The sequence below is a fragment of the Streptomyces sp. NPDC026515 genome (genome assembly GCF_055567595.1).
Genome location: NZ_JBVHQD010000022.1, coordinates 88,001 through 101,811 on the forward strand (window position 1 = coordinate 88,001; position 13,811 = coordinate 101,811).

The 13,811-nt window shown below is 72.6% G+C and carries 13 protein-coding genes; 9 read left to right on the forward strand and 4 right to left on the reverse strand.

Features of this window, described 5'->3' with window-relative positions; translation table 11 throughout:
- Positions 1 to 51: 51 nt before the first annotated feature.
- Entirely contained in the window at positions 52 to 981 is a 930-nt protein-coding gene (locus ACZ4O3_RS35705) for a 5'-3' exonuclease (protein ID WP_467726355.1), read from the reverse strand.
- A gap of 218 nt (positions 982 to 1,199) precedes the next feature.
- Between ACZ4O3_RS35705 and ACZ4O3_RS35710 the strand changes: the two genes are divergently transcribed.
- The 5 genes from ACZ4O3_RS35710 to ACZ4O3_RS35730 all read left to right on the forward strand — a co-directional run bounded on the left by ACZ4O3_RS35710 (position 1,200) and on the right by ACZ4O3_RS35730 (position 6,576).
- A complete protein-coding gene (locus ACZ4O3_RS35710) occupies positions 1,200 to 2,273 on the forward strand; it encodes a quaternary amine ABC transporter ATP-binding protein (RefSeq protein ID WP_467726303.1) in 1,074 nt (357 codons plus the stop codon).
- Complete coding sequence (locus ACZ4O3_RS35715) at positions 2,266 to 4,053, forward strand: ABC transporter permease/substrate binding protein (protein ID WP_467726305.1); 1,788 nt, start codon at positions 2,266 to 2,268, stop codon at positions 4,051 to 4,053. The genes ACZ4O3_RS35710 and ACZ4O3_RS35715 overlap by 8 nt, the downstream gene beginning before the upstream one ends.
- Positions 4,054 to 4,163: 110 nt before the next feature.
- A complete protein-coding gene (locus tag ACZ4O3_RS35720; protein WP_467726307.1) occupies positions 4,164 to 5,183 on the forward strand; it encodes a hypothetical protein in 1,020 nt (339 codons plus the stop codon).
- A 107-nt stretch (positions 5,184 to 5,290) separates the two neighbouring features.
- Positions 5,291 to 5,860 carry a helix-turn-helix domain-containing protein gene (locus ACZ4O3_RS35725; protein WP_362721681.1) on the forward strand — a complete coding sequence of 190 codons (570 nt, stop codon included), beginning with the start codon at positions 5,291 to 5,293 and terminating at the stop codon, positions 5,858 to 5,860.
- The gene (locus tag ACZ4O3_RS35730) at positions 5,860 to 6,576 is read left to right on the forward strand and encodes a helical backbone metal receptor (protein WP_362721675.1); all 717 of its coding nucleotides are present in this window, start codon (positions 5,860 to 5,862) and stop codon (positions 6,574 to 6,576) included. The genes ACZ4O3_RS35725 and ACZ4O3_RS35730 overlap by 1 nt, the downstream gene beginning before the upstream one ends.
- On the opposite strand, the gene ACZ4O3_RS35735 is transcribed toward ACZ4O3_RS35730, so the two are convergent.
- On the reverse strand, positions 6,488 to 7,606 hold the full coding sequence (locus ACZ4O3_RS35735) for a TDT family transporter (protein WP_467726309.1): 1,119 nt from the start codon (positions 7,604 to 7,606) through the stop codon (positions 6,488 to 6,490). The two genes, ACZ4O3_RS35730 and ACZ4O3_RS35735, sit on opposite strands and share 89 nt — an antisense overlap.
- 71 nt (positions 7,607 to 7,677) lie before the next feature.
- On the opposite strand from ACZ4O3_RS35735, the gene ACZ4O3_RS35740 reads away from it, so the two are divergent.
- A complete protein-coding gene (locus ACZ4O3_RS35740; protein ID WP_467726310.1) occupies positions 7,678 to 8,607 on the forward strand; it encodes a LysR family transcriptional regulator in 930 nt (309 codons plus the stop codon).
- 22 nt (positions 8,608 to 8,629) lie between these two features.
- Here ACZ4O3_RS35740 and ACZ4O3_RS35745 read toward each other — a convergent pair whose 3' ends face one another.
- Positions 8,630 to 9,316 carry a gamma-glutamyl-gamma-aminobutyrate hydrolase family protein gene (locus ACZ4O3_RS35745; protein WP_467726312.1) on the reverse strand — a complete coding sequence of 229 codons (687 nt, stop codon included), beginning with the start codon at positions 9,314 to 9,316 and terminating at the stop codon, positions 8,630 to 8,632.
- Between the two features lie 91 nt (positions 9,317 to 9,407).
- A complete protein-coding gene (locus ACZ4O3_RS35750) occupies positions 9,408 to 10,142 on the reverse strand; it encodes a FadR/GntR family transcriptional regulator (protein ID WP_467726313.1) in 735 nt (244 codons plus the stop codon).
- A gap of 95 nt (positions 10,143 to 10,237) precedes the next feature.
- Between ACZ4O3_RS35750 and ACZ4O3_RS35755 the strand changes: the two genes are divergently transcribed.
- The 3 genes from ACZ4O3_RS35755 to ACZ4O3_RS35765 are packed head-to-tail and all read left to right on the forward strand — an operon-like array spanning position 10,238 to position 13,772.
- On the forward strand, positions 10,238 to 11,596 hold the full coding sequence (locus tag ACZ4O3_RS35755; RefSeq protein ID WP_362724503.1) for a glutamine synthetase family protein: 1,359 nt from the start codon (positions 10,238 to 10,240) through the stop codon (positions 11,594 to 11,596).
- Positions 11,597 to 11,604: 8 nt separating this feature from the next.
- Entirely contained in the window at positions 11,605 to 12,984 is a 1,380-nt protein-coding gene (locus tag ACZ4O3_RS35760) for an aldehyde dehydrogenase family protein (protein ID WP_362724506.1), read from the forward strand.
- Entirely contained in the window at positions 12,981 to 13,772 is a 792-nt protein-coding gene (locus tag ACZ4O3_RS35765) for a 3-oxoacyl-ACP reductase (RefSeq protein ID WP_467726315.1), read from the forward strand. Before ACZ4O3_RS35760 ends, ACZ4O3_RS35765 begins: the two co-directional genes overlap by 4 nt.
- Positions 13,773 to 13,811 lie beyond the last annotated feature (39 nt).

A 13,811-nucleotide genomic window follows, 5' to 3' on the forward strand; every position in this document is an offset into this window, starting at 1 on the left:
TCCTGCATGAACACTTGATGAGCGTGTTTTGCCAGAACAATTCTCCGCCACTCACCCGCCGAGTGTCAGCAGCAGCCGGTGCAGCGAACCGCCCAGCCCCCAGCGCGCCGACAGCTCGTCCAGCCGGGCGGGATCGCGCGGAGCCTTCGGCAGGGCGGTGTCGACGTCCGGCAGCGGCACGTCCCCGGCGACCCGGACCACCGTCGGCGCTACGGCGACATACGGCCTGGCCTCGTCCAGTCGCCTGCGCTGCGACGGCGTGAGCCTCGCCTTCGGGTCGTCGACGGCGGCCATGATCCCGGTCAGGTCACCGAACTCGGCGAGCAGCTTGGCGGCCGTCTTCTCGCCGATCCCCTGTACCCCCGGCAGGCCGTCGCTCGGGTCCCCGCGCAGCAGCGCCAGATCCGCGTACCCGCCCCCGTCCACCCCGTACTTCTCGCGCAGCCACGCCTCGTCCGTCATCTGCAGCGTGCCGACGCCCTTGAGCGGATACAGCACCCGCACCCCGCGCCCGTCGTCCACCAGCTGGTACAGGTCGCGGTCGCCGGTGACGATGTCGACCGGGCCGTCGGCGCGCGCGGTGAACGTGCCGATCACGTCGTCCGCCTCGTAGCCGGCGACGCCGACCCTTGCGATGCCGAGCGCGTCCAGCACCTCCTCGATGACCGGAACCTGCGGCGAGAGGGTGTCCGGCACCTCCTCCTGGTCCGGCCCCGTCGCACGTTCCTCGGCGACCCGGTGGGCTTTGTAGGAGGGGATGAGATCCACCCGCCACTGCGGCCGCCAGTCGGCGTCCATGCAGGCCACCAGCCGGTCCGGACGGTGGTCCTTGACCAGCCGGTCGATGAAGTCCAGCAGCCCGCGCACGGCGTTCACCGGTGTGCCGTCCGGCGCCCGTACCGAGTCGGGGACGCCGAAGTAGGCGCGGAAGTACAGCGAGGCCGTGTCGAGGAGCATCAGTCGTGCGGTCACGCCTCGCATCATGCCGTACGGCACCGACAGCGACGGGGCGCTCGGTCGCCGTCGGGCAGGGCCGGTCACGGAGAGCTCCGTGCCGGGCGGGACCTGTGGAGACCTGGTGACCTGGCCCACTTGTGCGTTTGACCTGCGTGGACCAGGGCAGGGGCGGCTTCTGTCCCATGCCCCCGAGGCGCCGGGCCCTGTGTTTCCAGGGTCTGGCGCCCCCGAGAGAGGTTCGCGTGTCACCCAGGCTAGAGACCGAGCACCTGTACAAAGTCTTCGGCAGACGACCGGACGACGCCGTGGAACGGCTCCGCCAGGGAGCCGGCCGGGAGGAGCTGCGCGCCGACGGCACCACCGCCGCCGTGATCGACGCCTCCTTCCGGGTCGACCCGGGCGAGACGTTCGTCGTCATGGGCCTGTCCGGCTCCGGCAAGTCCACCCTGCTGCGCATGCTCAACGGCCTGCTGGAACCGACCGCGGGACAGGTCCGCTTCGACGGCCAGGACCTCACCGCGCTCACCGACCGCGAACTGCGCGAACTGCGCTCGAAGAAGATCAGCATGGTCTTCCAGCACTTCGCGCTCTTCCCGCACCGCAGCGTCCGCGACAACGCCGCCTACGGCCTGGCCGTGCAGGGCGTGCCCCGCGCCGAGCGCGTCCGCCGCGCCGACGAGGCGCTCGCCCTGTGCGGACTGGCCGGCTGGGAGGACTCCTGGCCCGACGAACTGTCCGGCGGCATGCAGCAGCGGGTCGGCCTGGCCCGGGCCCTGGCCACCGACGCCGACCTGCTCCTCATGGACGAGTCGTTCAGCGCCCTGGACCCGCTGATCCGCCGCGACATGCAGGACCAGCTGCTGGAACTGCAGAAGTCCCTCAAGAAGACGATCGTCTTCATCACCCACGACCTCAACGAGGCCATGCGCCTGGGCGACCGCATCGCCGTGATGCGCGACGGCCGTATCGTCCAGACCGGCACCGCGGAGGACATCCTGCTGCGCCCCGCCGACGACTACGTCGCCTCCTTCACCCAGGACGTCGACCGCTCGCGGGTGCTGACGGCCGGCGCCGTGATGAACACCGACGTGGCCGGCGACGAGGCGGACTGCGACTGCGCCACCGCGGTCCCGGACACCCCGTTCACCGAACTGTGCGCGCTCAGCGCCCGGTTGTCCCACCCGGTCGCCGTCCTGGACCCGGACAACGCCGTCGTGGGCGTCGTACCGCAGGAGCGTCTGGTCGGTTTTCTCGCGGAGGACACGGGCGAACCCGTCCACTGCGACGGTGGGAAGAAGGTGACCGCCCGTGCCTAGGCTGCATCTCGGCGACTGGGTCGACTCCGGCGTGAACTGGCTGGTCGCGCACATGTCCTGGCTCTTCGACGCGATCCGCGCGGTCGTCGAGGGCATGTACGACGGCATCGACGGCGTCCTCACCGCGCCCGCACCCCTGCTGCTGGCCGGCATCCTCGCGGTCCTGGCGTGGTGGCTGCGCGGACTGACCGCGGGCGTGCTGGCCTTCGCCGGATTCGCGCTCGTGGACTCCCTGGACCTGTGGGACCGCGCGATGTCCACCCTGGCGCTGGTCCTGGTCGCCACGGTGATCGCCCTGGTCATCTCGGTACCGCTGGGTATCTGGGCGGCCCGTTCCCGGGCGGTCAGCGCGGCCGTACGCCCCGTCCTGGACCTCCTCCAGACCATGCCGTCGATGGTCCTGCTCATCCCGGCCATCCTCTTCTTCGGCCTGGGCACCGCCGCCGGCGTGATCGCCACCCTGATCTTCGCGCTGGCGCCCGGCGTCCGCATGACCGAGCTGGGCATCCGCCAGGTGGACGCCGAACTGGTCGAGGCGGCCGAGGCGTTCGGCACCACACCCCGCGACACCCTGCTGCGCGTCCAGCTGCCGCTCGCGCTGCCGACCATCATGGCCGGCGTCAACCAGGTCATCATGCTGGGCCTGTCGATGGTCGTCATCGCCGGCATGGTCGGCACCGGGGGCCTCGGCGGCGCCGTCAACGAGGCCATCGGCCAGCTCGACATCGGCTTCGGCTTCGAGGCGGGCGTCGGCATCGTCGTCCTCGCCATCTACCTCGACCGGATGACCGGCGCGCTCGGCACGCAGCTGTCCCCGCTCGGCCGCCGTGCCGCCGCCAAGGTCCGCCCCACCCCCTGGACCTACCGTCCGCGCCCGGCCGTCGCCGTCGTCGGTGTGGTCGTCCTCGCCCTGGTCGCCGGCGGCCTCGGCATCTTCGGCTCCTCGTCCGGCACCGCCCAGGCCTCCGCCACGGACATCGGGCGGGGCAAGGAGATCAAGATCGGCTACATCCCCTGGGACGAGGGCATCGCCTCCACCTTCCTGTGGAAGGAGCTGCTGGAGGAACGCGGCTTCAAGGTCACCACCACCCAGTACGCGGCCGGTCCCCTCTACACCGGTCTCGCCACCGGCCAGCTCGACTTCGAGACCGACTCCTGGCTGCCCGTCACGCACGCCGAGTACTGGAAGAAGTACGGCAAGCAGCTCGACGACCTCGGCAGCTGGTACGGCCCCACCTCCCTGGAGCTGTCCGTCCCTTCGTATGTGAAGGACGTGAACTCCCTCGCGGACCTGAAGAACCACTCCTCGGAGTTCGGCGGGAAGATCGTCGGCATCGAGCCCAGCGCCGGCATGATGGGGCTGCTCAGGTCCAAGGTCCTCAAGGAATACGGCCTCGACGGCAGTTACCAGGTCGTCGACGGCTCCACGCCCGCCATGCTCGCCGAGCTCAAGCGGGCCTACGCCAAGCACCAGCCGATCCTGGTCACCCTGTGGTCCCCGCACTGGGCCTACAGCGACTACTACCTCAGGAAGCTGAAGGACCCCCAGGGCGCCTGGGGCTCCGGTGACGGGGTGCACACCCTGTCCCGCAAGGGCTTCGCCGGGGACAACCCCGAGGTCGGCAAGTGGCTCAAGGACTTCTCCATGACGGAGAAGCAGCTCACCGGTCTGGAGGCCGCGATCCAGAAGGCCGGACAGGGCAAGGAACAGGACGCGGTCCGGGCCTGGTTGAAGAGCAGCCCCGGGCTCGTCGACAAGTGGGCGCCGATCCGCAAGTGAGCGGGACGGGCCGCCCGAGCGGCGAAGCCCGCCTCCCGCGGCCCGCCACGGGCGGGGCCGGGGGCCCCACTCTCTGAGGCCCCCGTCCCGCCCGTTCCTGCGAGCAGCCCGTGACGCGCCGGCTTCTGCCCCTCCTGCTGCTGACGGCCGCCGTGGCCGTGCCGCAGCTCTCCGAGGCGGGCCCGGACCCGGCCTCGGCCGCCACCGCTTGGTTCGACGTGCTCGCCGGGGACGTGACCCGGGCGGACGGCGCGGTCTACGACGCCCGGGACGACACCGGCCGCACCACGGACACCGCCGAGATCACCCCGGTACCCGAGGCGTACGGCGGCGGCTGCCTCGCCGTCTGCCACACCGCCCTCGCCGACGGCCGCTTCCACACGGCGGTCGCCACCTCCACCGGCCTGCGCACCTGGACCCGCCGTCATGACTTCGGCCCCGGCACCAGTCAGCCTTCCCTGTACGCCGACGGCACCGCCGGACGGGTCCTCGCCTACGAAAAGGATCCGGCCAACCACATAGCGCTACGGCATTACCCAAGCCTTGCCGCCCTGCCGGCGGGAGCGGCCGACCACGCGTTCGACGCTGCCCGCACCCTGTCGCGTCGCGCCGAGGGCACCCCGGACATCACAGCGGTCCACGGCGACTCCGTGGAACCGACCGGCCACTACCGCGCCGGCTGCGACATCGACCGTCAACTCCACGCCACTCTGCGGGACTTCACCGTCTGGTGGGCCCGCGCAGATCAGTGCCTCGACCTGGCCCTGGTGGCCTGGGGCACCGCCGGGAACATCGGGGACCGCTCACGCATTGAACTTCTCGGGCGTCCCCTCGTCCTGGCCGAGGGCCGGCGCCTGCGCGACGACTTCGGCAGCCGGCCGGTCTACGCCTACGACCCCGTCCAGGGGCCGGGCCGACCGGCTCCGGCTGCGCACCCCCGGCGGCAGCGGCTCCTTCGCCAGTCCGTCGGCCACGCTGCTCACCGACCCCGACGGCCCTCCGGCCCTCCTGGTCAGCGTCTTCATCCCGAAGGAGGAGTCCGCGCCCGGCGAGTCCGGCGAGCTCGTCCACTGGCGCGAACCGTGAGGGTCGCGCTCACCCGACGTGACGGGGATGTGACGCCCGCCTGAAACGGTTTGCCGAACATGCGTAGGGTGCAGAGAACCCAGCAGAAGGGGCCCGCGGCGAGCGGGGCACCCGCTGGACGGAACGACGAGCGAAGGAGGGAGCCGGAGCGATGGGCGACCACAAAGACCAGCAGCCCGTGCGGGTGGGCGCGGCAGTCCGGCGGCGTCGCCGCGCGCTGGAGCTCACCCTCGCCGTCGTGGCCGAGCGCAGCGGCCTGTCGGTGCCCTTCCTGAGCCAGATCGAGAACGACCGGGCCCGGCCCAGCCGCACCTCGCTGGAGAAGGTCGCCGACGCCCTGCGCACCACGGCCGTCGAACTCCTCGCCGCCGCCGACCCGGCGTGCAGCGTGGACGTCGTACGCGCCGACGCCACCGAACCGGACTTCGCGCCCAGGGTGCGTTCGCTGGTGCGCGGCCACCATCAGCTGCATGCCTCGGAGTTCACCGGCGACCACGACGCCGGCCGCGAATTCCAGCACCGCAACGACGAGTTGATGTACGTCGCCGACGGCGCGGTGGAGATCGAGGCGGAGGGCCGTGCCTACCGGCTCGGCCGTGGCGACACCCTCTACCTCACCGGCGGTGTCCGCCACCGGTGGCGGGCGACGGTGCCGGACACCAGGGTGATCGTGGTGGCCGTGGCCGAACACATCGAGGCGGTCCAGGACCGCCCCCGCTGATGCGCGTGGTCTCCCTGGTCCCCTCGCTCACCGAGGCGGTCGCGGAAACACTCCCCGAGGTCCTGGTCGGCGCCACCGACTGGTGCACCCATCCGGCCGACCTCGACGTCACCCGTGTCGGCGGCACCAAGAACCCCCGGCTCGACCGGATCCTCGCGCTCGCTCCCGACCTGGTGGTCGCCAACGAGGAGGAGAACCGCGCCCCCGACCTCGACGCCCTGCGGACGGCCGGGGTGGAGGTGCTGGTCACGGAGGTACGGGAGGTGCCGCAGGCCTTTTGCGAGCTGGCCCGGCTGCTGGCCGCGTGCGGGGCGGGCACCCGCCCGCGATGGCTGGACGAGGCCGAGGAGGCCTGGTCGGCTCCGGTGCCCGAGCCTCGTACGACGGCGGTCGTCCCGGTCTGGCGGCGGCCGTGGATGGTCCTCGGCCGGGACACCTTCGCGGGCGACGTCCTCGAGCGGCTGGGGGTCGGCAATCTGTACGCCGCCCACCCCGAGCGGTATCCCCGCGCGCCCCTCGGAGAACTGAACGACGCGCGGCCCGGCCTGGTCGTCCTCCCGGACGAGCCCTACCGCTTCACCGCAGCCGACGGCCCGGAGGCTTTCCCCGGGCTGCCGTGCGCCCTGGTCAGCGGACGGCACCTGACGTGGTACGGACCGTCACTGGCCGAGGCGCGGCGGGTGCTGGACGAGGCGCTGCGAGCAGTTCGCCGCTGAGCAGTCCGCGTACGGTGCCGGCGGCGGCCGCCAGCCAGCCCGCGACCAGGAGGGCGTACAGCCCCGCCGCCAGCCAGTCGTACGCCGCCAGCCCGGTGTGCCGTCCCAGCGCGGCCGCGCCCGTGACACACGTCCCCACCGGGAAGGTGAACGCCCACCATGTCATGGTGAACCGCATGCCCTGCCGCCGTGCCCGCACCACGTGCGCGGCCGCCAGCGCCAGCCACAGCAGCGCGAACCCCATGACCGGAACGCCGTAGAGGACGGCGAGGAGACCGAAACCGCCGGCGTAGGGGGCCGGTACCACCCCGGGGGCGAGGTCGGCGAAGGCGCCGGCCGCGGTCGTGGACTGCCCGAGCGGCCCCAGCACCAGGAAGACCGTGGGGGTGAGCGCGAGTGGCAGCGGACCGCCGGCGACCAGCCGGGCGAAGACGAGCGTCAGCATCAGCACGGTGGCCAGCAGACTCAGTCCGAAGAGCGCGAAGCAGCCGTAGAGCAGGGTCGCGCGCGGCTGCCCGGGCGGCAGATGCGGGATCAGCTTCGGCCCGAGCGCGGCCGACACCATGGGCGCGACCAGCGGCAGCAGCCACACCGGGGTGGCCTGCCCCGGCTCGACCCGATGCCGAACGGCCAGCAGGTACGGCACGGCGACGGCGGCCACGAGCCCCACGGCCGTACCGGCGACGAAGAGCCCGGTGTCCAGCGCCACGGCGGCGCTCTCGCCGATCCAGTCCTGCCCGAGGGTGAGCGCACCGGCGCCGACCGCGAGCAGGGCCATGGAGAGGCAGCCGTAGAAGGGGACGACCGCCGGATCGCGGAGGTGGGCGAGGGCCTGGTCGCGGTGGTGGGTCCAGTGCAGGGCGCGGGCGGCCAGCAGGACCAGGAGCTGCAGCAGGGACAGCGCCCAGACGCCGGCGAAGAGCTCGCGCGAACCGCCCCCGGCGAGCGCTGCGCCGCCGAGGGCGAGGGCGGCGGTGCCCATGACGGAGGCGTACCAGTGGGGGCCGAGATTCCGGACTGCGGTGACCATGGGACCAACGGTGCCGCCGCTTCCCGCCGCCTGCCAGGGAGCACCCTTCTATGGGGGCATAAGCTGGTCTTATGAGCGAGACGGGCGGGACGGGGGACCGGGCGGCGGGTGGCACGCTGGCGCACCGCGTGCCGGATCTCGGCGCGCTGGAGCTGCTGCTCGCGGTGGCGCGGCTGGGCAGCCTCGGGGCGGCGGCGCGGGAGGTCGGCATCACCCAGCCGGCCGCCAGCAGCCGGATCCGCTCGATGGAACGTCAGCTGGGCGTGGCCCTGGTCGACCGCTCGCCACGCGGCTCGCGGCTCACCGACGCGGGGGCGCTGGTGACCGACTGGGCGCGGCGGGTGGTGGAGGCGGCGGAGGCCTTCGACGCGGGGGCGCAGGCACTGCGGGACCGGCGGGACTCGCGCCTGCGGGTGGCGGCGAGCATGACCATCGCCGAGTACCTGCTCCCCGGCTGGCTGCTCGCGCTGCGCGCCCAGCGCCCCGACACGGCGGTCTCCCTGCTCGCCGGAAACTCCGCGGCGGTGGCCGAGCGGCTGCTCGCGGACGAGGCGGACCTGGGCTTCGTGGAGGGGCTGACCGTTCCGCAGGGCCTGGACTCGACGGTGATAGGCCACGACCGGCTGATCGTGGTGACGGCCCCCGCGCATCCGTGGGCCCGCCGCCGGCGCCCGCTGGCGGCCGGGGAGCTGGCGGCGACCCCCCTGATCCTGCGTGAACGCGGCTCCGGAACGCGCCAGGTACTCGACGCGGCGCTGGGCGGCCTGGCCCGTCCGCTGATCGAGCTGTCGTCGACGACGGCGGTCAAGGCGTCGGCGGTCGGCGGCGCGGGCCCGGCGGTGCTGAGCGAACTGGCGTTGGGCGAGGAACTGGCGATGCGCCGGCTGGTGAGCATCCCCGTGGAGGGCATCGCGCTACGGCGCGACCTGCGGGCGGTCTGGCCGACGGGCCACCGCCCCACCGGCCCGGCCCGCGAACTCCTCACCCTGACCCGGGGCTGACGCCGACTTCCCGCCGGGACGTTCAGGACGCGGCGGTGATCAGTGCCCGCATCACCCGCAGGTCCTCGCCCATCTCGGGATGCCACTGGACGCCGAGGACCCACGTGTGGCCGGCGGGGAGTTCGATCGCCTCGACCGTGCCGTCGTCGGCGTGGGCCGAGGGCAGCAGGCCGGTGCCGAGGCGGTCCACCGCCTGGTGGTGGAAGGTGGGGACGGCGGTCTCCTCCGGGACGGTGTCGGCGTACCGGGTTCCCGGGACCGGCTTCACACCGTGGCGCCCGAAGACGCCGGGCACCTCGGCATGGCCGTCGATGTGCTGGACGAGCGTGCCGCCGAGGGCGACGTTCAGGAGCTGCATGCCCCGGCAGATCCCGAGCAGCGGCGTGCCCGCCGCCAGTGCCGCGTCGATCAGGGCCAGCTCCCAGGCGTCCCGGGCGCGGGCGGGAGGGCCGGTGCGCGGGCCGGGCTCGGCGCCGTAGCGGACCGGCTCCACGTCCGGGCCGCCCGCGACGACCAGGCCGTCCAGGCGGGCCACCGCCGCCGCCGCGTGCCGCGGGTCGTCCGGCGGCAGCAGCGCGGCCAGGCCGCCCGCCCGCTGGACCAGGCGCGGGTAGCCGGCCGGCAGCAGGGCCGCCTCCAGCTCCCAGACACCCCAGCGCGCTGAGGCCTCCAGATAGGTGCTCACGCCGATCAGCGGCCGTTGGGCCATGGGCCCTCCCCAGGTCGTGAAGGTGAGCGCGTACAAAGGTACGCGCGCGTACCTTTGTACGCGCACACCTTTATGCCACGCCGGTCGGCCCTCACGCCAGAAAGCCCCGCAGCAGCGCCGCCGTCCCCGCGCAGTGCTCGCGCATCATCTCCCGGGCGCCGTCCGCGTCCCCGTCCAGGACCGCCTCCACCAGGGCGACGTGCTGGCGCTGCGAATGCTCCAGATTGCGGACCAGGAGCGGGATGCAGTCGAGGAGGTCGTTGACGGTCGCCCGGACCGCCGCGTACTGGGCGGTCAGGGAGGGTGAGCCGCACAGTTCGGCGATCGTGAGGTGGAGCAGGGTGTCCAGGCGCCGGTAGTCCGGCAGCGGCGCCTCGTGGGTGCGGGCCAGGGCCTCGCGGAGGCGGTCCGCCTGCTCGTCCGGCAGCCCGTGCGCCGCGCAGAGCCCGGCCGCGCCCACTTCCAGGACCTCGCGGAAGCGCAGCACGTCCTCGATGTCGACCTCGGCGATCCGGCGCCGCAGCTCGTCCTCGCCGCCCGCGTCGGCGCGCGGCAGCACGAACGTGCCGCCGTACCGCCCCCGCCGGGACTCCACCAGACCCTGGTCCTGGAGCACCTTCAGCACCTCGCGCAGCGTCACCCGGCTGATCCCCAGCCGCTCCGCCAGCTCCCGCTCGGCCGGCAGCCGCTCGCCGCCCGGAACCAGACCCAGCCGGACGACCTGGAGGATCTGCTCCAGTGCCTCCTCGAATCCGTTTCCCGCCCGTACCGGCCGCAGTACCGGCGTCAACGGGTCGTCGAGGGCGCCGTCCGCATCCAGCGACATATGGCCGTACCCCCTTCCCAAGCAATGGTTCTCACCAATACCTTAGAACTCCCGGCCCGGCCGCAGCAGCGCGATGAAGCCCAAGGAGTCCTCCCGTGGCAGACCGCACACCCCCGCTCAGCGTCGAGGAACTGCACACCCTCGTCGCGAGCGGTGAGATCGACACTGTCGTCCTGGCCTTCCCCGACATGCAAGGGCGGTTGCAGGGGAAGCGGTTCGCCGCCCGCTTCTTCCTGGACGAGGTGCTGCGCCACGGCACCGAGGGCTGCAACTACCTGCTCGCCGTCGACACCGAGATGAACACGGTCGAGGGCTACGCCATGTCCTCCTGGGACCGCGGCTACGGCGACTTCGCCATGCACCCCGACCTCGCCACCCTCCGCCGGGTGCCCTGGAACGCGGGCACCGCCCTGCTCATCGCCGACCTCGCCTGGAACGACGGATCCCCGGTCGTCGCCGCGCCCCGGCAGATCCTCCGCCGCCAGCTGGAGCGCCTCGCCGGACTCGGCTACACCGCGCAGGTCGGTACGGAGCTGGAGTTCATCGTGTTCAAGGACACCTACGAGGCCGCCTGGGACGCCAACTACCGCGGGCTGACCCCGGCCAACCAGTACAACATCGACTACTCGGTGCTGGGCACCGGACGGATCGAGCCACTGCTGCGCCGGATCCGGAACGACATGGCGGGTGCCGGGCTGACCGTCGAGTCCGCCAAGGGCGAGTGCAACCCGGGCCAGCACGAGATCGCCTTCCGCTACGACGAGGCCCTGGTCACCTGCGACCAGCACGCGATCTACAAGACCGGCGCCAAGGAGATCGCCGCCCAGGAGGGCGTCTCCCTCACCTTCATGGCCAAGTACAACGAGCGGGAGGGCAACTCCTGCCACATCCACCTGTCGTTGACGGACGCGGACGGGGCGGGCGTCTTCGCCGCCGAGGACGGCATGTCCGAGGTCATGCGGCACTTCCTCGCCGGACAGCTGGCCGCCCTGCGTGACTTCTCGCTCCTGTACGCGCCCAACATCAACAGCTACAAGCGGTTCCAGCCGGGATCCTTCGCCCCGACCGCGGTCGCCTGGGGCCACGACAACCGCACCTGCGCGCTCAGGGTCGTCGGCCACGGCCGCTCGCTGCGCTTCGAGAACCGGCTGCCCGGCGGCGACGTCAACCCGCACCTGGCCGTCGCCGGCCTGGTCGCGGCCGGCCTGTACGGCGTCGAGCAGAAGCTCGAACTTCCCGAGCCCTGCCCCGGCAACGCCTACACCGCCGACTTCGCACACGTCCCGACGACGCTCCGGGAGGCCGCCGAGCTCTGGGAGAACAGCCCCGTCGCCCAGGCCGCCTTCGGCGACGAGGTCGTCGCGCACTACCTCAACATGGCCCGCGTCGAGCTGGCCGCCTACGACGCCGCGGTGACCGACTGGGAGCTGCGCCGCTCCTTCGAACGCATGTGAGGCACCACTTGTCGCAACAGTACGAACTCGACGTCCTCGACCCGGCCACGGAGGAGGTGATCGCGACCGTCCCGGGAGCTGGGGAACAGGACGTGGACACCGCCGTACGGCGGGCCGCCGAGGCCCAGCGGCGGTGGGCCGCGCTCGCGCCAGGCGAACGGGCCCGCCTGTTGCGCCGGTTCGCCGTCGTCGTCGACGAACACCGCGAAGAGCTCGCCCAGCTGGAGGTGAGGCAGGCCGGCCACACCGTCGGCAACGCCCGCTGGGAGGCCGGCAACGTCCGGGACCTGCTCGACTACGCGGCCGGCGGCGTGGAGCGGCTGACCGGGCGCCAGATCCCGGTCCCCGGCGGCCTCGACCTCACCCTCCTCGAGCCCCTCGGGGTGGTCGGCGTGATCGCCCCCTGGAACTTCCCCATGCCGATCGCGGCCTGGGGCACCGCCCCCGCCCTCGCGGCCGGCAACGCGGTGCTCCTCAAGCCCGCCGAGACCACCCCCCTCACCGCGCTCCGCCTCGCTGAACTCGCCCTGGCCGCGGGCCTGCCCGAGCACCTCTTCCAGGTCCTGCCCGGCCGCGGGGACATCGCCGGTGAGGCCCTGGTCCGCCACCCCGGCGTCGCCAAGATCGTGTTCACCGGTTCCACCCGGGTCGGCAAGCGCATCATGGCGCTCTGCGCCGACCAGGTGAAGCGCGTGACCCTCGAACTCGGCGGCAAGAGCCCCAACATCGTGTTCGCCGACGCCGACATCGAGGCCGCCGCGGCCGCCGCCCCCATGTCCTTCCTCGACAACTGCGGGCAGGACTGCTGCGCCCGCACCCGCATCCTCGTCCAACGGTCCGTCCACGACCGGTTCCTGGAACTCCTCGCCCCCGCGATCAGGTCCGTCACCGTCGGCGACCCGGCCGACGAGAAGACCGACATGGGCCCGCTGATCTCCAGGTCCCAGCTGGACCGCGTCCGTTCCTACGTCGACTCCGGGGCGCCCGGCATCCGGGGCGAGGCTCCCGAGGGCCCCGGCTTCTGGTTCCCGCCGACCGTCCTCACCGACGTCGACCCCCGCGCGCGCGTGGCCGTCGAGGAGGTCTTCGGCCCGGTCGCCGCCGTCATCCCCTTCGACGACGAGGCCGACGCGATCCGCCTCGCCAACGACACCGACTACGGCCTCTCCGGCTCCCTGTGGACCCGGGACGTCGGCCGCGCACTGCGCGTCTCGCAGGCCGTCAAGGCCGGCAACCTGTCCGTCAACTCCCACTCCAGCGTCCGCTACTGGACCCCCTTCGGCGGCTACAAGCAGTCGGGGATCGGCCGGGAACTCGGCCCGGACGCGCTCACCGCCTTCACCGAGACCAAGAACGTCTTCATCAGCACGGAGGGCCCCGCACAGTGACCGCTGAGACCCCTGAGACCGTCTGCCGCCGACTCGTCGGCCGTACCGCCGTCATCACCGGAGCCGGCAGCGGCATCGGTCTCGCCACCGCCCGGCGGCTCGCCTCCGAGGGCGCGCACGTCGTCTGCGGCGACGTCGACGACACCCGCGGCAAGGCCGCCGCCGAGGAGGTCGGCGGGATCTTCGTGAAGGTCGACGTCACCGACGCCGAACAGGTCGAAGCGCTCTTCAGGACGGCCTTCGACACCTACGGCAGCGTCGACATCGCCTTCAACAACGCCGGCATCTCGCCGCCCGACGACGACTCCATCCTGGAGACCGGCCTGGAGGCCTGGAAGCGCGTCCAGGAGGTCAACCTCACCTCCGTGTACCTGTGCTGCAAGGCGGCCATCCCGTACATGCGGCGTCAGGGCAGGGGCTCCATCATCAACACCGCGTCCTTCGTGGCCCGGATGGGCGCGGCGACCTCACAGATCTCGTACACCGCGTCCAAGGGCGGAGTTCTGGCCATGTCCCGCGAACTGGGCGTCCAGTTCGCCCGGGAGGGCATCCGGGTCAACGCGCTGTGCCCGGGACCGGTCAACACCCCGCTCCTGCAGGAGCTGTTCGCCAAGGACCCCGAGCGGGCCGCCCGCCGCCTGGTGCACATCCCGCTCGGCAGGTTCGCCGAGGCCGAGGAGATCGCCGCCGCCGTCGCCTTCCTGGCCAGCGACGACTCCTCGTTCGTCAACGCCAGCGACTTCCTGGTGGACGGCGGGATCTCCGGGGCGTACGTCACACCCCTGTAGGAGCCGCCCCGACTCCCGCCCTACAGTGCGGGAGTGAGC

Excerpts from the sequence above, each read along its gene's own strand:
- ACZ4O3_RS35705 (WP_467726355.1), bottom strand. The coding sequence starts at position 981 with ATGCGAGGCGTGACCGCACGACTGATGCTCCTCGACACGGCCTCGCTG.
- ACZ4O3_RS35725 (WP_362721681.1), top strand. The coding sequence starts at position 5,291 with ATGGGCGACCACAAAGACCAGCAGCCCGTGCGGGTGGGCGCGGCAGTC.
- ACZ4O3_RS35730 (WP_362721675.1), top strand. The coding sequence starts at position 5,860 with ATGCGCGTGGTCTCCCTGGTCCCCTCGCTCACCGAGGCGGTCGCGGAA.
- ACZ4O3_RS35735 (WP_467726309.1), bottom strand. The coding sequence starts at position 7,606 with ATGGTCACCGCAGTCCGGAATCTCGGCCCCCACTGGTACGCCTCCGTC.
- ACZ4O3_RS35740 (WP_467726310.1), top strand. The coding sequence starts at position 7,678 with ATGAGCGAGACGGGCGGGACGGGGGACCGGGCGGCGGGTGGCACGCTG.
- ACZ4O3_RS35745 (WP_467726312.1), bottom strand. The coding sequence starts at position 9,316 with ATGGCCCAACGGCCGCTGATCGGCGTGAGCACCTATCTGGAGGCCTCA.
- ACZ4O3_RS35750 (WP_467726313.1), bottom strand. The coding sequence starts at position 10,142 with ATGTCGCTGGATGCGGACGGCGCCCTCGACGACCCGTTGACGCCGGTA.